Here is an 18,861-nt window from a genome sequence, read left to right on the forward strand (position 1 = left end):
AATATTTCCTCCTTATTTATTTTTTATCATGTTGATAATTTTTTTAATAATTTTTTTGTTTGTTACTCCAATAGCTACTCTATTATCTTTTCCTATTGCTTTGCTTAATTCATTAATAGTAAAACAAGATATAGTATCAATATCATAATAATATGCTTTATTTATTAATTTTTTTTTTGTGTTTTTTCCACAGTCACTTGATACTATCAATAAATTTATATTTTTATTTTTTATATTTTTAATTAAATTTTCTTCTCCACTGACTATATTACCTGACTTTGCCATTAGCCCTATTAAATTAAGTACATCTTCCATTATTTCTTAGGTATTGACTTTCTATAAATTAATCTTATTATTTCATCATAAATAGGTTTTATTTTTTCTTCATTTTCTTCATAAAACTTTTCTAAAAATTTCATCTCTTGTGCTTTTCTTATAATTTCAAGATCAGCAATAACATATGCTCCTCTACCCGAAGCTTTTCCTGTAGAGTCTACTAATATTTCACCATCTTTATTTTTAACTATTCTTAATAAATCTCTTTTTAAATACATTTTATTTGTAATTATACATTTTCTCATAGGAAGTTTCTTTTTTTTCATATTATTCCTCTTGTTTTTTATTTGTTTTTATATCTATTTTCCATCCTGTTAGTCTTGCAGCTAATCTTACATTTTGTCCCTTTTTTCCGATTGCTAATGACAATTGTCCTTCATCAACATTTACTATAGCTGTCTTATCCTCTTCACATAGTTTTATATCTAAAACTTTTGCAGGAGATAATGAGTTGATTATAAATTTATCAACTTCTTTATTCCATGGTATTATATCTATTTTTTCTTCATTTATTTCACTTAAAATATTATTAACTCTTATACCTGATGTACCTACACATGCTCCTACAGGGTCAATATTCTTGTTTTCCGAATAAACCGCTATCTTAGTTCTTTCACCAGCTTCTCTAGATACAGATTTTATTTCTACAGTACCATCATAAATTTCTGGTACTTCTTTTTCAAATAACCTTTTTATAAAATCGGGGTGAGTTCTAGAAACGAGTACGTGTGGTTTAGATCCTTTTGTAGGATTATCTACTTTTACAACATATACTTCAATCGATGTTTGAGGAACATAGATTTCTCCTTTAACTTGATCTTTTTCTCCTAATATTGCCTCTATGTTTCCTAACTTGACATAGACATATCTAGAATCAACTCTATCTACATAACCAGATAAAATTTCTCCTTCATATTTTACATATTTATTATATAAAACTTCCTTTTCAGCTTCTCTTAATCTTTGAATTAAAGCTTGTTTGGCAGCTTGTGCTGCTACTCTACCAAAATTTTCTGGAATGTCCTCTTCTTCATATATATCGCCGACTTCATATGCTGGATTGACTTTTAGTGCATCTTCTAATGAAAATTCTATTCTATCATCGTATACTTCATTTACAACGTCTTTTCTTATTATGAATTTGTAATCTCCAGTATCTCTATCAAAATTAACTCTTACATTTTTAGAAGAATTATAATTTTTTTTATATGCAGATAATAATGCTAACTCTACTGCATCATATAAAATTTCTTTATCAATACCTTTTTCTTTTTCTATTAAATCAATTGCTTTAAGCAAATTCTTGCTCATTTTTCTTCTCCTTTAAATAATAATACTAAATAATTAAATTTTTATTGCTAATCTTATTTTCGAAATTTTTTTATATTCTATTTTTAAATCTTGCCATTTATTTTTATATTTATAATTTATTGTGACACCTATATCATTAACATTTTCTAAATATCCCAAAAATTCTTTAATTCCATTTATTTTTTCATATGTTTTTACTAATACATATTTTCCTTTTGATCTTTTTATTTCTTCTAAATTTCTCAATGTTCTTTCTGCACCTGGCGAACATATTTCTAGATAATATCTTTCTTTTATGAAATCTTCTTCATCTAATTTGCTAGCAACTTTCTCTGTTAACGATACACAATCATCTATTGTAATTCCACTATCTTTATCAATGTAAATTCTTAAAAAATTTTCTTCATTTTCCTTTGTATATTCTACATCATACAAATAATATGTTGTGTCTTTAATTATCTCATATGTCAACTTTTTTATTTTTTCTATTATTTCCATAATTTATTATTTTGCCCTTCTTTTCAAATAAAAAGAGCGGAGAATATAATTCACCACCCTTCGGTTAATATATTAATTATAATTAATATATTAACTTATTTTTTTATTTTTGTCAAATTATAGCATTTTATAAACATTAAAATTTAATAAATATACTTTTTATAATTGTTTATGATATATTTCATAAATCTTTCTTTTAGCCAAATCATATTTTGCTGATACTTCTTTTATTGCATAAGAAGTTTTATATCCTTCTTTTATTAAAATATCAATTTCTTTTATAATTAGTTCATTAGGAATTTCTTCTTTTTGAATTCTATGAGGTGAAATAATAAGCACAAATTCCCCTTTTTGTTTCAAAATTGAATCACTTATTAAATTTTTTATATTTGATACTGTATCTGTTATAATTTCTTCATGAATTTTAGTTAATTCTCTGCCTACACTTATTAATCTTTTTGAATCAATTTTCTCTATTTCTTCTATCAAATTTTTAATTCTATGAGGTGACTCATAAATTATGCTAGTTAGATTATTTTTTAATATTTTATTTATCATAATATTACGATCAGTTTTTTTTCTTGATAAAAAACCAAAAAAAGTAAAATTATATGACTCTATCCCACTTCCAACTAATGCTGTAAGAGCAGCGTTAGCTCCTGGAATAGGAACTACATTTATTCCATTTTCTTTACATTTTTTAACTAAAATATATCCGGGATCTGAAATACAAGGCATACCTGCGTCCGATACTAATGCTATGTTAGTTCCATTATTAAGTAATTTTATTATTTTTTCACTAATTTTATTTTCATTATACTTATGGTATGAAATTAATTTTTTATTCTTAATTTCATAATGATTAAGTACTTTTAATGTGTTACGAGTATCTTCACATGCAATTATATCAACTAAATTTAATATTTTTAATGCTCTTATTGTAATATCATCCAAATTGCCAATAGGTGTTGCTACTAGATATAACATTATAATTTATTTTCCTCATTTATTTTTTTTATTAACATATTTTTTTCACTTGTCATATTTAGAGTAATATATTTTATTTTTTGTTTTTTTGTATATTTTTTTAAAATAAATTCATTTTTTAAAGCTTCACTCTTTGTTTTAAATTCATCATAATAAACTAATTTGACAGGTGTCCTACCTCTTGTGTATTTACTTGCTTTTTTTAAATTATGTTTTAGTATTCTTAAATATAAATTATTAGTATATCCTATATAAAAAGTATTATCATTACATAATAAAATATATGTAAATTGTTTTTGATTACACAATATCATACACTCTTTTCATTTCTTCAGTATACGTTCCATTATCATTATAAATATACAATGGTTTATCAATTTTCACATCTTTACTATTAGAAATATTACCTTCTAATAAAATTATTTTAGAATTTTCCGACTCTTTTTTGCTATAGACAAATCTAATTCTTTTAATAGATATTTTATATTTTCTACATTTTTCTATTATTTCAATCATTCTATATGTTCTATGCACTAAGAAAAAACTACCATTCTGTTTCAAAAGATATTTTATACTTTTTAAAACATCATCTATATTACATAATATTTCATGTCTAGAAATATCATGATTTTCTTTTTTTCTAATTTTAGGCATAGATGACATAGTAAAATATGGCGGATTACATACTATATTATCAAAAGTTGAAGGATTAAAGATATTTTTTATATTCCTTAAATCTCCACATAATGGGGTAATATTTGATATTTTATTTATTTGTATATTTTTTTTTATTAAATCATTTAATTCTTCTTGTATTTCTAAAGTGTATATTTCAGAATTTGTTTTTCTACTCAATAATAAGGAAACAACTCCACTGCCTGCACACATATCTAAAATTTTCTTGTTAGACTTTTTTACAACTTTCGAGAAATATGCTAAAAGAAATGAATCTGTAGAAACAGAATAATGATTTTCCAATTGTATTATTTTTAAATCTTTTGATAAAAAATCTATCTTTTCTACTTTTAACATATTTATTTACCTTATCTCTATATTTGATTTACACATTTCAAACAAAAAAGAATCTAATACTAGTCTAGCATTAATATTATTTTCTAATTCATTTTTTGATTTCAATGCCAGTTCATATAGTTTATTTAAATATTGATTATTTTTAATATTGTTATATGTATATCTTAACAACATACTAAAAAACACAGAAATATCTTTTTTCACCTTTAATTTATCCATAACATAAAAAATAACAAAAAACTCAGTTGGTGAATATTTCTTCAAAAATTCTTCAAAAACTTCTTTAACAAATTCTTCTTCATTACTTATTGTACTTAATTCGTTATTATTAAAATATCCTACATTTAGAATCTGACATCTTGAAATTATTGTACTTATAACACTTTTAATTTTTGTAGTTGTTAAAAATATTAAAACATCTTTTGGAGGTTCTTCTAAAAATTTCAAAACAGCATTAGCTGCTTGAGATGTAATGTTTTCTATGTTTTTTATCCAATATACCTTTTTATTTAATAAAGGAGAAATAGAAAAATTAAATTTTAAATTTTCAATATCTTCCTTTTTTATAGTTCCTTCTGTCTCAAGGCAGTAAAAATTAATATAGTTTTTTACATTTATTTGATTACATATTTTGCAACTATTACAATAATTTATTCCACTAGGGCAAAAAATTTTTTTTGTAAAAAGTAAAATAATATTATCTAACTCTTCTTCATTATTACTATGAAAAATATAAGCATGAGATAATTTATTTTTCATTATAATGTTGTCTAAATAATTTTCTAATTTATTTGCCATTCCTTAAATTTTTCCTGAATTTTTTTTATAACAATCTCTTTTACACATTCTTGATCTTTATTAGCATCGACAACGCATATTCTATTATTATATTTTTTTAATAACTCTACATAACCCTTTTTTACATTATTATAAAATTTTTTATTTTCATTATCTAAAACATTATTTACCAAACGGTTTCTAAGTCTGCTAGATGCTACATCGATATCCACATCCAAATATATAGTAAAATCAGGAGTTAGACCTTCAATAGCAAAATTATTTATATATAAAATATCTTCTTTTTTCAAACCACGACCATATACTTGATACGCTATAGAACTATCCAAAAATCTATCAGAAATTATTATCTTATTATTTTTTAAAGCTGGTATTATTTTATTGACTACATGTTCTCTTCTACTGGCAGCAAACAATAATGCTTCTGTTTTTATATCTATTTTTTTATTAACAATAATTTCCCTTATATTTTCTGATATTTCCGTTCCTCCAGGTTCTCTAGTCAAAATTATATCATAACCTAACTTTCCTAAATAATTATTTATATATTTAATAACCGTACTCTTCCCTGAACCGTCTATACCTTCTATTGTTATAAATTTTCCTTTCATGACCTCACCAATACATTAAACAAAAGTAAAATATTTTTTACTAATTGTTAATAGATTTTAAATAATCATCCTTAAATTTTTTTATTCCTTCATCAGTTAACGGATGTTTTATTAATTGACATATTACTTTATAAGGAACAGTTACTATATCGCACCCTATTTTAGCACATTCTAAAACATGGATAGGATTTCTTATACTTGCAGCTATTATTTTAGAATTTATATTATATACATTAAAAATACTTACAATATCAGAAACTAATTTCATTCCATTATTAGAAATATCATCCAATCTACCTATAAAAGGAGAAACATAGTTTGCTCCTGCTGAAGCTGCTAAAAGAGCTTGAATAGGTGTGAAAATTAATGTAACATTTGTTTTTATTCCTTCTTTTGAAAGTATAGATACAGCTTTCAAACCATTTTTAGTCATTGGTATTTTTACAACCATATTAGGATGAATAGCTGAAATTTTTCTTGCCTCATTTAATATATCCTCAGTTTTGTCTGTAGTAGCTTTTATTTCTCCACTTATAGGACCATTAACTATGCTTGTTATTTGATTAATTACTTCATTAAAATTTTTTCCTTCTTTAGCAATAAGAGAAGGATTAGTAGTAACTCCAGAAATAACACCTAAATCGTAAGCTTTTTTTATATCATCAACATTAGCAGTATCTATAAAAAATTTCATTTATATTCCCCTTAATTATTATTCTATATATTAAACTATGTTATCATAATTATTTTTAAAAATCAATTAAGCTTAATTTCTTATTTTTTAGTATAATAAATACACTTTTAGTTTTTCTCTAACTTTTTAACATATTTTAAAAAACTTTTTGAATATAGGATATATTTAATTATCTATGATATAATAAAAAGAGGAGTTATAAGGAATTAATTAAAATAAAACATTAAACTATACTCCTGTAATTGATTTATTATATATGGAGGTAAAAATGAAAAATCATATCAAATATAGTCCATTTTTTTTATTTGTATTTACATTATTTACATTATCTGGTTTTCTATATTATTTTTCTATTAATAGAGTTCAGTATTTAATTAGTTTAAATTTTATACTTTTTCCAATTATGATTTTTATTATTAATTTTATTTTTTCTTTTATATATGAAAAAATATATATTATTTTTTCTATTTTTATTTGTATTGCATATTTATTTCATTGTTTATTAATTTTAAATTTAGATATGGTGTTTTATATTTTTATTTTTTTTATTATTAGTTTATGTGCTCAATCAACAGGAATCTTAATCAAATTTATAAAAATTAAAATAGCAAAATAAAAAAGTGATTTTATTAAATCACTTTTTTATTTTGCTATTTTAACTGCTCGAACTTCTCGTATAACATTTACTTTAATATTTCCTGGATATTGCATTGTTTCTTCTATTTTATTTTTTATTTCTTTTGCTACTTTAAAAGCTTTTGTATCATCTATTTCTTCTGGATTTACAATTACTCTTATTTCCCTACCAGCTTGTATAGCATAAGTTTTTTCAACACCTTTATGTTGATTTGCAATTTCTTCTAAATTTTGCAATCTTTTTATATATGCTTCAAGTGATTCTCTTCTAGCTCCAGGTCTAGAAGCAGACAAGGCATCTGCAGCAGCCACAATTACTGATATAGGATCAATTACTTCGCAATCACCGTGATGTGAAGCGATAGCATTCACTACAATAGGATGTTCTTTATATTTTGTAGCTAACATAACACCGATTTCTACATGTGAACCTTCTATTTCATGATCTATTGCTTTCCCAATATCATGTAATAATCCTGCTCTTCTAGCTAATTGAATATCTAATCCTAATTCTCCAGCTATTAGTCCAGAAATATATCCTACTTCGACAGAATGTTGTAAAGCATTTTGTCCATAACTAGTTCTATATTTCATTTTTCCTAATATTTTTATCAAGTCTGGATGCATATTATGAATTCCTAAATCAAATGTTGTTTGTTCTCCAATTTCTCTTATAACCTGATCTATATTTTTTCTCGCTTTATCTACTGCTTCTTCTATTTTAGCAGGATGAATTCGTCCATCAGATATCAACATATTTATAGCATTTTTTGCTACTTCTCTTCTTATAGGATCGAAACCAGAAAGAAGAACTGCCTCAGGTGTATCATCTATTATCAAATCAACTCCTGTTAATGTCTCTAAAGCTCTTATATTTCTTCCTTCTTTTCCTATTATTCTACCTTTCATTTCATCATTGGGTAAATTAACAACTGATAATGTTGTTTCAGAAACAACATCAGAAGCATATCTCTGAATAGACTGCACTATTATTTCTCTAGCACGTTTATCTGCTATATTTTTAGCCTCAATTTCTCTATTTCTTATATAGATAGCTGTATCTCTATCCATTTCATCTTCTAATGAAGACATAATTTCATCTCGAGCTTGTTCTTCAGTTAAGTTTGCAATTCTCTGCAACTCTTGTTCTTGTTGAAATTTCAACTCATTCAATTCTATATTTTTTATTTCTATATTTTGAAGTTTTTCTTCTATTTTCAATTCTCTAGAGCTTATTAATTCATCTTTTTTATTAACTAGCTCTGATTGTCTATCTAATATAGTTTCTTTTTGAATTAGTCTTTCTTCATTTTTCTTTATATCTTGTTTTTTTAATTCTATTTCATTATTAGCATTATTTATAATTTCTTTTGCTTCTACCTGAGCAGAAATTAATTCCTTTTCTAAAACAAATTTTGCTTCTTTTTTAGCCTCATTTATTATATATTCTGAATCTCTCTTTGATAAAACTAATTTTTTTTGAATAGTATTTTTGGCAACAAAATACCCTAATAAAATGCCAACAAGCAAAGTTGCAATTATTTCTATATAAAACATTTGCAACCTCTCTTAAATATTTTTTGTGAAATTATACTTATCACATATCAAATTTTACAATATATATATTTAATTGTCAATAAAAGTTAAAATTTAAGTTACTTAAAAAAAAAAGATTGATGTAAAATCAATCTTAAAATTATACTTATACTATGATGCTAATCCTCTTATAGCTACTCTTTCTAACTTAATTTCAGTTTTTTGTGATATTTTTAAAATAACCGTTGATGTCCCAATTTCTACAATTTCACCATATATTCCCGCAAAAGTTACAACTTTATCTCCTACCTTAAGTGATTCTTGTAGTAATTTAAGTTCCTTATTTCTTTTATTTTGTGGTCTTATTACAAAAAAATACATAAGTGCAAAAATCCCAATAAAAATAACTATATTATAAATATTCTGCATAAAATTCTCCTATTCTCTATAAATTTCATTAATCTCAATTCTACTATATATTAATATAAAAATAAACTATTTTTAAAAATTTTTAGGATTATTTTTATTTAATCCATATTTTTCAAAAAATTCATTTTTAAAATCAAGTAATCTATCTTCTAAAATTGCTTTTCTTATATTTTTCATTAATTTTATTAGAAAATATATATTATGTGTTGTTGCAAGTCTTGCTCCAAAAATTTCATTTGATTTAAATAAATGCCTTAAATATGCTCTTGTATAATTTTTACAACAATAGCAATCACATTCTGGGTCTAGTGGAGTATAATCAGCTGAATACTTAGCATTTTTTATAACAATTCGTCCTATACTAGTCATACATGTACCATTCCTTGCTATCCTTGTAGGAAGTACACAATCAAACATATCTATGCCTCTAATAACTCCTTCTATTAATGCATCAGGAGATCCTACCCCCATTAAGTATCTGGGTTTATTTGAGGGTAATAATGAAGTAGTTTCATCTAATACTCTATACATAACATCCTTAGGTTCTCCAACTGATAACCCTCCTATAGCATATCCAGGAAAATCCAATGATACTAAATCTTTAGCACTTTGATATCTAAGATCTTTATATCCCTCTCCTTGAATAATACCAAATAGACTTTGTTTATCAGGATTTTTTTGTTCATTTAAACATCTTTCGGCCCATCTAGAAGTTCTTTCAACAGATTTTTTTATATAATTATAATCATGATTAAATCCTGGACATTCGTCAAAAGCCATCATTATATCACTGCCTAATGCTGTTTGAATCTGAACAGATTTTTCAGGCGATAAAAATAAATCAGCACCAGATAAATGATTTTTAAAATATACTCCTTCTTCTTCTATTTTTCTTAATTTGCTCAAAGAAAAAACTTGGAATCCACCGGAATCTGTAAGAATACTTGAATTATAATTCATAAATTTATGTAAACCACCAGCATTTTCTATTATTTTTTCTCCAGGTCGTAACCAAAGATGATAAGTATTAGATAATATTATATCAGCACCTAAATTTTTAACTTCTTCTGGTGACATAGTTTTTACTGTTGCTTGAGTCCCTACTGGCATAAAAACAGGAGTTTCAAAACTCCCATGAGGTGTATGGACAATTCCTAACCGTGCTCCTGTTTGTTTACATGTTTTTATGTGTTGATACCAAACAGCATTCTTTTTTATATTTCTCATAACATATTCTCCTAAATTAATGTATTAACATTGCATCACCAAAACTGAAAAATCTATATTTTTCTTTAACTGCAATATTATATATATTCAATATTTTTTCTCTATTGTAAAATGCACTGACTAGCATAATAAGTGTTGATTTAGGTAAATGAAAATTTGTCACCAATGAATCTACACATCTGAATTTAAAACCTGGATAAATAAATATATCAGTAAATCCTGAAGACGAAACTATTTTTCCATTATTATTTTTTGCTACTGTTTCTAAAGTTCTTATAGTAGTCGTTCCTACAGCAATAATTTTTTTGTTATTTTTTTTAGTTTCGTTAATTATTTCTGCAGTCTTTTCATCAATTTGGTAAAATTCAGAATGCATTTTATGATTCTCAACTTCATTAACAACCACAGGACGAAAAGTCCCAATTCCAACATGCAAGGTTATATAGCAAACATTTATACCTTTTTCTTTTATATCATTTAATAGTTGTTTTGTAAAATGTAATCCAGCTGTAGGAGCCGCCGCAGAACCTAAATTTTTAGAATATACAGTCTGATATCTTTCATTATCCTTTAATTGTTCTTTAATATATGGTGGTAATGGCATAGTCCCTAATATTTCTAATTTTTCTTGAAATATTCCTTCATAAGTGAATTTAAAATATCTAAATCCATCATCTTTAGCCTCAATACATTCTGCTCTCATAATACCATTAAAATCCACAATAGTTCCTACAGCCACTCTTTTTGCTGGTTTTACTAAACATTCCCACACATCATTAGATTTATTTTTTAATAATAAAATTTCTATTAAAGCACCAGTAGTAATTTTTTTACCAAAAAGCCTAGCTGGCATAACTCTAGTATCATTCAACACTAATGTATCTCCGGAATTTAAGTAATCTATTAAATTATAAAATTTTTTATGTTGATATTGATCAGTATCCTTATCTACAACTAAAAGTCTACTTTCATCGCGTTTATCCATAGGATGTTGTGCTATTAGTTCATTAGGTAATTTATAGTCAAAGTTTTCTAATTTCATTTTTTCTCCTTAATTATTAGAATTAAATAAATAATTATTTATCTATTATTTTCAAGTTTAATAATAGAGTGAATATTCATTATTACTCCCAAAGTAGTAGCCAATATAAACATAGAACTACCTCCAAAACTAAAAAAAGGAATAGGAACACCTGTCATAGGTAACGAAGCACTAACTCCCCCTATATTAATAATAATCTGAATTAATAATAAAGAAGCAAATCCCAAAGAAAATAATGATTCAAAAGTACCATGAGATTTTAATCCTGTGTATATTACTTTTAAAACAACTATAAGTAATAATAATATTAAGAACAAAACACCGATATATCCTAATTCTTCTGCTGTTACTGCTAATATAAAGTCGGTATGTGCCTCTGGTAAATACCCCAATTTTTGAATTGAATTTCCTAATCCTCTTCCAAAAACTCCTCCATTACTGAAAGATATTAAAGAATTAACAATATGATTATCAGAAATGGTATTCCCCGAAAAAGGATTTATAAATGTTTTAAATCTGTTAACTCTATAAGAACTTTTACCAGAAAACAATGAAGATAAAAGTAAAAAAAACATTAAAACTAGAAACGATATAGAAGAAATTTTTAATATTTTTAATATATTACTGAAGCACATATTAGAACATAATAATATTACAAACACTACTGTTGTAGTTATTAACATTGTTCCTGAATCATTTTGAATAAAAATTAAAAATATAATAAATAAAGGAATAGCAAAAATATGGAGTATATTTTTCAAAGAAGTAGGTCTAATTAAAATTTTTCTTCTTGATTCAAACATTAAAGCCATGTACGCTATTACGAATATCTGAGCCGCAGTAGAAGGTTGAAAAGTAAAACCGCCTATTCTTATCCAAGAATGAGCTCCATTTACTGAAGATTGCAAAAATGGTAATAATAACAATATTGCCAAAAAAATTGCAAAAATTTCATAAAATTTTTTTTCCTTAAATATTCTATAAGGAAATATAACAGAAAAAAATAAATAAGACAATAAAGATAAAATTGCCCACAGTATCTGTTTTTTAAAAAAGTAATTTGATGAAACTTGAACACCACCCGTAAACATTCCATATTTATTTCCTATCATGCTTGCACTATATACCATAATACAGCTAAATATAAGTAAAACAATCAATGATAGTGTAACTAAAAAATCAATTCTTTTATATTTTTTGTTTTGTATCGCTATTTTTATTTCTTTTCTAATATTCATTTCTTTCTCTTTGTATATTTATATAATAAATTTAAACTTCTTCTTTTAAAATTCTTAATTCTCTTTTTATTATTGTAACAGATTTTAAATAATCGCTTTGATCTATTAATTTTAATCTATATAATTCTGCTATTTCTAGGCCATATAAGTTTAGCATATAAATTCTATTTTTCATATAAATTAAAATATCAAATTTTTTCAATAATTGTTGAACATCATAAATTGTTTCCATATTTAATTATTCCTTAATACTTATTTCATTTTTAAAATCTTTATATTCTTTTTTATTAGATAATGACAACGCCGTTTTAAGATATTCTAAACTTTTCTTATTATTACCTTTTTTATACTCAATAAGTGCTAATTGAAAATAAAATTCAGGAAACTCATTATCAAAATTAATTCCATCTAAAAAAACTTTTTCAGCATCATAATAAGATTGATTAACAATTTTATACATTCCCAGTTCATAATAAGTAAGTGAAGATTTATTACAAGAATTTAAATCTTTTTCTAAATATTCAATACTTTCATCAATTTTACTAATGTCTTTATTAATTATTCTTTCATTTACATATTTTAAATTATAATTATTAATCCTAATTTTCAAATTATAATTTAAAAAAAGAATACTTAATTCCGCAATAAAAATAAAACAAATGCACATAGCACTAAAATATATATATATTTTTTTTTCAAATAATATATATAAAAAAATACCTAATATAAATATAAAAGAATATAATCCTAAATTAATACTTTTTTTCAATATAACATTAATTAAAAAAATATATGCGATAGGAAGAAAAATAGATATAATCAAATTGAAATTATTTTCTATATTTTTAAACTGAGAAATAAAAATTGCTCCTAAAATTCCAGTAAAGGATAATATATTATAATCTTCTAAAAATTTTAATTGTCCCAATATCATAAATAAATTTAAAATAAAAGATATAATTAATACTATAATCAAAACTTTTTTTATATGCATATTTTTCCCAACTATAAAGGAGGATATAAATATCAAAAAAATTACTATGAAAACAGATAAAAAACTTTTATAAACCAAAATATCTGTAAATAATCTATAAAATTGTCCAGATATAATTTTTTGATAATCATATTCTATTAAAGAATATAAATTAAATTTCAAAAAATACTCAAAAAATTTGTTCAAAAAATATATTAACAAAATAAATACAGATATTAGATTAAATTTAATATTAAAAGGAAAATTTATATTATCTTTTTCCAAATAAGGTTTTAATATCCTATTTTTTAATCTTCCTTCATCATAGATAACGTTTTCAAAAAAGGTTAAATCAGATTCTTCTATAAAATTAAATAGATTTTTATAAGTTAAAATAATTCTTTCAATCGATAACACATTGGATATTTTATATTTTTTATACTCTAATATGTTCTCATTATTTGATAAAAATAATATTTTTATTTTTAAATTACTTAATCTAAAAACTTTTTTTAATCTTTTTTCGTTTTGAACAATATTATAAACTATTGAGTCTACGGAATTATCATCAAATTTTTCCTTATATATAAAACGAATTACTTCATTTTTATTATTTATTAACCAAATATCATCTTGTCCTTGTTTATAATATAAAACCTCATATTTATACTTAGTCGTATATAAGTAAACAAGTTTCCAAAAATTTTTAGAATTAAGCATATGTTACAGTACCTTTTTTAAGTTTATATATTTAATTAAATTAAAAATAAATATATACAGCTAATAACAAGTAATACTAACTACATATACTTAATTTTAACAAATTGATTATACTAATCTTTCTATATTTTAGCATATGAAATAATAAAAGACAATATTATAAAATCAATATTGAATTACAATCAATTTTTTATATAATATTAAATTTTATAATTTTTAAATTATTTTTTCTTTTATATAAAATATAAATGTTTTTTATAAAAAAAATACCAACGTCAAAAACAAATACTCTTTTGTCTTTTGTGTTGATATTTCTTTTTTTATTTTAAAGCTGTTTTTTTCTCTAAATCGTTTATCAACGATTATATTGTACAACCAATATTTTTTTTACAAGTTTTTTTATTTAGAATTATCTTTACTTTTATATTTGTAATAAGCAAAATAATAAAAACTTGCTACTAACCCTATACCTCCTATAGCGTTACCAATCCAAACAAATAACATATTTGTCAAAAATTGTACTAATGTTATATTAGCACCAGCAAACATAGCTGCAGGAATAACAAACATATTTGCTACAACGTGTTGAAATCCTATCGCAACAAACGTCATAACAGGGAACCATGTTCCTAATATTTTTCCTATAACATCTTTAGCACAAAAACATAACCAAGCTCCCATACTTACTAACCAGTTACATCCGATACCTGATACTATCATCTGTAATGGAGTAGAAAAAACTTTTGATTCTGCTGTATGTATTGTTTTTTGGATAACATCACCCTCTGTAAGACCTACTATATGTCCAAAAAAGTATGCAACAAAAAGTCCTCCTACTACATTTGCTAATGTAATAATAACATAATTATTCAATAGTTTAGAAAATGCTATTTTTTTAGATAAACAGGCTGCTCCTACTGCCATCATATTACTTGTAATGAGTTCCCCTCCTCCAATTAATATACAAATTAAACCTACGGGAAAGACACAGGCACCAACAAAAGTACCAAAACCTCCCCACTCATGAGGAAATGTTCCAGCTACTCTTATATATGCTAGATATCCTACACTGATAAATGCTCCCCCTAAAAATCCAAGAATTATCTTATAAATTAGGTTAGCGTTGGCTTTTACTTTTCCTTTTTCAGCTGAGTATTCAAAAATTTCACTCGGCTCTAAATACAATTTGGTCATATATATTACTCCTTATAAATTTATTCACAAAGAAAATTATACTATAACAGATTATTTTTTTCAATAGCTCATTTTCCTGAAAGAACAGATAAAATATCGTTAAATAAATTTATTAGCTGAAGTAGTTTATCTGAATTTGATTCTAAAATTAATGTTATTTTTAAAATTTTATCAAATTTAACTATTAAATTATCATAATTACTTAATGATATAAAAAGCAATTTACCATCTATTTTTCCAATAAAATCTTTTTCAAAATATATATCTATATTTTTTTTATTTTCATTTATTTTAGATATCATAAGATTTTTTGATAAAATTCTTATGATATTTATATTTAATAAATTAGCAACTTCTTTTGGAAAATTAGAATATCTGTCTACTAATTCATTATTTATATTATTTATTTCTTCTATAGTATTGGAATTTGTAATTAATTTATAAAAATATAACTTATCCGCATCACTTGTTATATATTCTTTAGGAATATATGCACTTACATTAAGGTTCATAAGAATATTATTTTCTTCTTTTTCAACAAATAAATTTTTAATATCTTTGCTATTGTTTTTCAAAATATTTTGATAATATTCTATATTTTGATTTTTATCTTTTTTAATTATAGGTTTGATGATTTCTTTTTGTTCTAATATCTCTTTTTCTAACATTTGAGAATATAAGGTATATCCTACTGAATCAATAAAACCATGTTGTTTACCACCTAACATATCTCCTGCTCCCCTTATAGATAAATCTTGCATTGCAACTCTAAAACCACTTCCTAGTGAAGTGAAATTTTTCATTGCTAATAGTCTTTTTTCAGAATTTTCATTTAGTAATTTTTTAGGTTTTATCATGAGGTATGCGTAAGCAATTCTACTACTTCTTCCTACCCTACCTCTTAATTGATAAAGTTGACTTAATCCAAATTTATCTGCGTTTTCTACAATAAGTGTATTTACATTAGAAATGTCGATTCCATTTTCTATTATTGTAGTAGTGAGGAGTATATCATATTTTCTATCTATAAAATCTGTTAATATTTCTTCTATCTGATTTTTTGTCATTCTTCCATGAGAATATGCAATTTTAGCTTCAGGTACAATACTTTTCAAAAAATAATATTTGTTTTCCATTTTTTCTACATTATTAAAAATATAAAATATTTGTCCTTCTCTTTGAATTTCTGTTAAAACAGCATCTCTTATGGTTTTTTCATTTTCTTCTACTATATAAGTTTGAATGGGATGTCTTTGCAATGGTGGAGTTTCTATGATAGATAAATCCCTAATACCAATGAGGCTCATATGCATTGTTCTAGGTATTGGCGTAGCACTTAATGTAAGAACATCTATACTATTTTTTAATTTTTTTATTTTTTCCTTATGTTTAACACCAAATTTATGTTCTTCGTCAATTATCAAAAGTCCTAAATCTTTATATTTAAAAGTTTCATGTAATAATTTATGAGTTCCAATTATAATATCAATTTCCCCATTTTTAAGTTTATCTTTAATTTTATCTATCTCTTTTTTAGTTTTAAATCTACTAACAACATCTATATTTACCGGAAAATTAGCAAATCTTGTTATAAAATTATCATAATGTTGCTTAGCTAATAAAGTAGTAGGAACTAATACTGCTACTTGTTTATTATCCATAATAGCCTTAAATGCAATTCTCATAGCTACTTCAGTTTTACCAAATCCTACGTCTCCACAAAGCAACCTATCCATAGGTTTTTCATTTTCCATATCCTTTTTTATTTCTTCTGTTACTTTCAATTGATCTGAAGTTGGGATAAATAAAAAATCACTTTCAAATTCTTGCTGTAATACATTATCTTTGCTAAATGAAAAACCTCTACTTATTTCTCTAGATATATATAACTTTATTAATTCTTTAGATATATTTTCAATTTCTTTTTTCACTCTTTTTTTTGTTTGATCCCATTTTTTTGTTCCCAATTTACTTAAAACAGGCCTACTTTCATCACTAGATGATTTATATTTTTGAATATATTTCATATTATCTATATCAACAAAAATTTTATCATTATCTCTATATGATACTTCTAAATAATCTTTATAGACTCCATTCGCCTTGATATTTTTTATACCTTTATAAATGCCAATGCCATGAAAAAGATGTACAATATAATCTCCAATTTCTAAATCTTGGTAATTTCTTATTTTTTCAGAATTACTATTTTGTAACAAATATTTTTTGGAATTAATTTTATTTTTCTTGAATAATTCTCTTGGCGTTATTAATATAAATTTATTTTTTTCAATTTCAAATCCTTTAAATCTAAATTCACTTTTTTTTAAACATATTTTTGATTCTTTAATTTTATTAAATAAAAATTCATCTAAATTATAATCATATAAAATTTTTTCTATATACTCTTTTTGATTATTAGTATTATATATAATTAAAATTTTATAATTTTTTTCTAATCTTATTTTCAATTCATATACTAATATTTTAATATTATGAAATAAAGGAATATCCTTAATCTCTAAATTATTACAATTCTGAGCATTATTAGAACTTAATGTAGATAAATAAATTTTATTATTTTTTAAATTTCCTAGTTCTTTTTCAAAATTATATTCCACTCTATCTTCATAAAAATTTAAATTTTTATGAAGATTTTCCCTTAACTCTTTGGTTTCTTCTATTATTTTTTTATAATTATCAAATATAATAACATAATTTTCTTTTATATAATTTAGTATATTAAAACTCTGTTTTTCGTATATAAATTTAGAAAAAATTTCTAAACCATTAAAAATTTTACTTTCTTCATATACATTTATTTTATTTGAAATAACATTTCTATATTTTGATAATTTTTGATCACTGATATTATAATTATTTGACAATATTAATTTTAATTTTTTTACTATTAAATCTTTTTCATCATTTGATAAAAAAAATTCACTCGTTGGATATATACTGCATTTATCTATATTTCTAATTGACTTTTGTGTGTTGATATCGAACTCTTTCATAGAATCCAAATCAGAGTCAAAAAAATCTAATCTTATAGGATTTTTTCCCACCGGACTATATATATCTATGATACTACCTCTCACAGAAAATTCTCCTATATTATATACATTACTTTTTTTTTCATATCCAATATTTATTAATTTATCTTGTAATTCGTCAAAAGAGATATTTTTATTAAAATCTATATTAATTATACTATTAGAAAAATCTTCAGGATTTTTTAAATTTTTTAAAATAATTTTAGGAGTAATTATTAAAATCATTTTTTTATTATTTAACAAATTATTTAAAATATTTATAGAAATATTTTGTAAATCATTACTTTTATTAATAAAAGATTCACTAAATTTAATTTCAGGATATAAAAATACTTCATCAACTATATTGGATAGTGAAGAATGAATATATTCTGCTTCTTTTTCTGAATATGTGAAAATTATCATTGTATTGTTAGTATCAATAAAATATCTATAGATTATTAGTATTTTACTTGTTATATTATTTCCATAATATTCTATATTATAATCAATAGTTTTATTTATCCCTATTATATTTATTAATTCATTTAATATCATTATTCT

General features: G+C 23.4%; 19 protein-coding genes. All 19 read right to left on the minus strand.

Features of this window, described 5'->3' with window-relative positions; genetic code table 11:
- Window positions 1–12 precede the first annotated feature (12 nt).
- Window positions 13–315, minus strand: coding sequence for a L7Ae/L30e/S12e/Gadd45 family ribosomal protein (locus tag HMPREF1871_RS01970; RefSeq protein WP_066129338.1), 303 nt, complete (start codon window positions 313–315; stop codon window positions 13–15).
- Window positions 315–602: an RNase P modulator RnpM gene (gene rnpM / locus HMPREF1871_RS01975; protein ID WP_066129341.1), complete on the minus strand. Its 288-nt coding sequence runs from the start codon at window positions 600–602 to the stop codon at window positions 315–317. The genes HMPREF1871_RS01970 and rnpM overlap by 1 nt, the downstream gene beginning before the upstream one ends.
- Before the next feature lies 1 nt (window position 603).
- The gene (nusA, locus tag HMPREF1871_RS01980) at window positions 604–1,647 is read right to left on the minus strand and encodes a transcription termination factor NusA (RefSeq protein WP_066129344.1); all 1,044 of its coding nucleotides are present in this window, start codon (window positions 1,645–1,647) and stop codon (window positions 604–606) included.
- Between the two features lie 33 nt (window positions 1,648–1,680).
- Window positions 1,681–2,145, minus strand: a complete 465-nt coding sequence (locus HMPREF1871_RS01985) for a ribosome maturation factor RimP (protein ID WP_066129346.1) — start codon at window positions 2,143–2,145, stop codon at window positions 1,681–1,683.
- Between the two features lie 159 nt (window positions 2,146–2,304).
- Window positions 2,305–3,132 carry a 16S rRNA (cytidine(1402)-2'-O)-methyltransferase gene (gene rsmI / locus HMPREF1871_RS01990; protein WP_066129350.1) on the minus strand — a complete coding sequence of 276 codons (828 nt, stop codon included), beginning with the start codon at window positions 3,130–3,132 and terminating at the stop codon, window positions 2,305–2,307.
- A complete protein-coding gene (locus tag HMPREF1871_RS01995; protein WP_066129352.1) occupies window positions 3,132–3,446 on the minus strand; it encodes a GIY-YIG nuclease family protein in 315 nt (104 codons plus the stop codon). Before HMPREF1871_RS01995 ends, rsmI begins: the two co-directional genes overlap by 1 nt.
- Window positions 3,433–4,164, minus strand: a complete 732-nt coding sequence (locus tag HMPREF1871_RS02000; protein WP_066129355.1) for a tRNA1(Val) (adenine(37)-N6)-methyltransferase — start codon at window positions 4,162–4,164, stop codon at window positions 3,433–3,435. The genes HMPREF1871_RS01995 and HMPREF1871_RS02000 overlap by 14 nt, the downstream gene beginning before the upstream one ends.
- Before the next feature lie 6 nt (window positions 4,165–4,170).
- Entirely contained in the window at window positions 4,171–4,962 is a 792-nt protein-coding gene (locus tag HMPREF1871_RS02005; protein ID WP_066129358.1) for a hypothetical protein, read from the minus strand.
- Window positions 4,947–5,573, minus strand: coding sequence for a dTMP kinase (gene tmk / locus HMPREF1871_RS02010; protein WP_066129360.1), 627 nt, complete (start codon window positions 5,571–5,573; stop codon window positions 4,947–4,949). Before tmk ends, HMPREF1871_RS02005 begins: the two co-directional genes overlap by 16 nt.
- A 40-nt stretch (window positions 5,574–5,613) precedes the next feature.
- A complete protein-coding gene (gene fsa, locus HMPREF1871_RS02015) occupies window positions 5,614–6,267 on the minus strand; it encodes a fructose-6-phosphate aldolase (RefSeq protein WP_066129362.1) in 654 nt (217 codons plus the stop codon).
- A gap of 642 nt (window positions 6,268–6,909) precedes the next feature.
- Window positions 6,910–8,460 (minus strand): ribonuclease Y, encoded by a 1,551-nt coding sequence (rny, locus tag HMPREF1871_RS02025; RefSeq protein WP_066129367.1) that lies wholly within the window; start codon window positions 8,458–8,460, stop codon window positions 6,910–6,912.
- A 150-nt stretch (window positions 8,461–8,610) separates the two neighbouring features.
- Entirely contained in the window at window positions 8,611–8,868 is a 258-nt protein-coding gene (yajC, locus tag HMPREF1871_RS02030) for a preprotein translocase subunit YajC (RefSeq protein WP_066129369.1), read from the minus strand.
- A 72-nt stretch (window positions 8,869–8,940) separates the two neighbouring features.
- Complete coding sequence (gene tgt / locus HMPREF1871_RS02035; RefSeq protein ID WP_066129371.1) at window positions 8,941–10,095, minus strand: tRNA guanosine(34) transglycosylase Tgt; 1,155 nt, start codon at window positions 10,093–10,095, stop codon at window positions 8,941–8,943.
- A 16-nt stretch (window positions 10,096–10,111) separates the two neighbouring features.
- Window positions 10,112–11,137: a tRNA preQ1(34) S-adenosylmethionine ribosyltransferase-isomerase QueA gene (gene queA, locus HMPREF1871_RS02040; protein ID WP_066129374.1), complete on the minus strand. Its 1,026-nt coding sequence runs from the start codon at window positions 11,135–11,137 to the stop codon at window positions 10,112–10,114.
- Window positions 11,138–11,175: 38 nt separating this feature from the next.
- A complete protein-coding gene (locus HMPREF1871_RS02045) occupies window positions 11,176–12,375 on the minus strand; it encodes an FtsW/RodA/SpoVE family cell cycle protein (RefSeq protein ID WP_066129377.1) in 1,200 nt (399 codons plus the stop codon).
- A gap of 31 nt (window positions 12,376–12,406) precedes the next feature.
- Window positions 12,407–12,607 (minus strand): YqgQ family protein, encoded by a 201-nt coding sequence (locus HMPREF1871_RS02050; RefSeq protein WP_066129380.1) that lies wholly within the window; start codon window positions 12,605–12,607, stop codon window positions 12,407–12,409.
- A gap of 6 nt (window positions 12,608–12,613) precedes the next feature.
- A complete protein-coding gene (locus HMPREF1871_RS02055) occupies window positions 12,614–14,068 on the minus strand; it encodes a tetratricopeptide repeat protein (RefSeq protein WP_066129383.1) in 1,455 nt (484 codons plus the stop codon).
- 399 nt (window positions 14,069–14,467) lie between these two features.
- A complete protein-coding gene (locus HMPREF1871_RS02060) occupies window positions 14,468–15,262 on the minus strand; it encodes a formate/nitrite transporter family protein (RefSeq protein ID WP_066129386.1) in 795 nt (264 codons plus the stop codon).
- Window positions 15,263–15,330: 68 nt separating this feature from the next.
- Window positions 15,331–18,855: a transcription-repair coupling factor gene (gene mfd / locus HMPREF1871_RS02065; RefSeq protein WP_066129389.1), complete on the minus strand. Its 3,525-nt coding sequence runs from the start codon at window positions 18,853–18,855 to the stop codon at window positions 15,331–15,333.
- Window positions 18,856–18,861: the final 6 nt, after the last annotated feature.

It is taken from the genome of Gemelliphila asaccharolytica (assembly GCF_001553005.1).
Lineage (GTDB): Bacteria > Bacillota > Bacilli > Staphylococcales > Gemellaceae > Gemelliphila > Gemelliphila asaccharolytica.

Bases quoted from the DNA above. Each gene is read 5' to 3' on its own strand.
- tmk (WP_066129360.1), bottom strand. From the start codon at position 5,573: ATGAAAGGAAAATTTATAACAATAGAAGGTATAGACGGTTCAGGGAAG.
- HMPREF1871_RS02055 (WP_066129383.1), bottom strand. From the start codon at position 14,068: ATGCTTAATTCTAAAAATTTTTGGAAACTTGTTTACTTATATACGACT.
- rny (WP_066129367.1), bottom strand. From the start codon at position 8,460: ATGTTTTATATAGAAATAATTGCAACTTTGCTTGTTGGCATTTTATTA.
- tgt (WP_066129371.1), bottom strand. From the start codon at position 10,095: ATGAGAAATATAAAAAAGAATGCTGTTTGGTATCAACACATAAAAACA.
- yajC (WP_066129369.1), bottom strand. From the start codon at position 8,868: ATGCAGAATATTTATAATATAGTTATTTTTATTGGGATTTTTGCACTT.
- nusA (WP_066129344.1), bottom strand. From the start codon at position 1,647: ATGAGCAAGAATTTGCTTAAAGCAATTGATTTAATAGAAAAAGAAAAA.
- mfd (WP_066129389.1), bottom strand. From the start codon at position 18,855: ATGATATTAAATGAATTAATAAATATAATAGGGATAAATAAAACTATT.
- HMPREF1871_RS01985 (WP_066129346.1), bottom strand. From the start codon at position 2,145: ATGGAAATAATAGAAAAAATAAAAAAGTTGACATATGAGATAATTAAA.
- fsa (WP_066129362.1), bottom strand. From the start codon at position 6,267: ATGAAATTTTTTATAGATACTGCTAATGTTGATGATATAAAAAAAGCT.
- queA (WP_066129374.1), bottom strand. From the start codon at position 11,137: ATGAAATTAGAAAACTTTGACTATAAATTACCTAATGAACTAATAGCA.
- HMPREF1871_RS02060 (WP_066129386.1), bottom strand. From the start codon at position 15,262: ATGACCAAATTGTATTTAGAGCCGAGTGAAATTTTTGAATACTCAGCT.
- HMPREF1871_RS01970 (WP_066129338.1), bottom strand. From the start codon at position 315: ATGGAAGATGTACTTAATTTAATAGGGCTAATGGCAAAGTCAGGTAAT.
- HMPREF1871_RS02000 (WP_066129355.1), bottom strand. From the start codon at position 4,164: ATGTTAAAAGTAGAAAAGATAGATTTTTTATCAAAAGATTTAAAAATA.
- rsmI (WP_066129350.1), bottom strand. From the start codon at position 3,132: ATGTTATATCTAGTAGCAACACCTATTGGCAATTTGGATGATATTACA.
- HMPREF1871_RS02050 (WP_066129380.1), bottom strand. From the start codon at position 12,607: ATGGAAACAATTTATGATGTTCAACAATTATTGAAAAAATTTGATATT.
- HMPREF1871_RS01995 (WP_066129352.1), bottom strand. From the start codon at position 3,446: ATGATATTGTGTAATCAAAAACAATTTACATATATTTTATTATGTAAT.
- HMPREF1871_RS02005 (WP_066129358.1), bottom strand. From the start codon at position 4,962: ATGGCAAATAAATTAGAAAATTATTTAGACAACATTATAATGAAAAAT.
- HMPREF1871_RS02045 (WP_066129377.1), bottom strand. From the start codon at position 12,375: ATGAATATTAGAAAAGAAATAAAAATAGCGATACAAAACAAAAAATAT.
- rnpM (WP_066129341.1), bottom strand. From the start codon at position 602: ATGAAAAAAAAGAAACTTCCTATGAGAAAATGTATAATTACAAATAAA.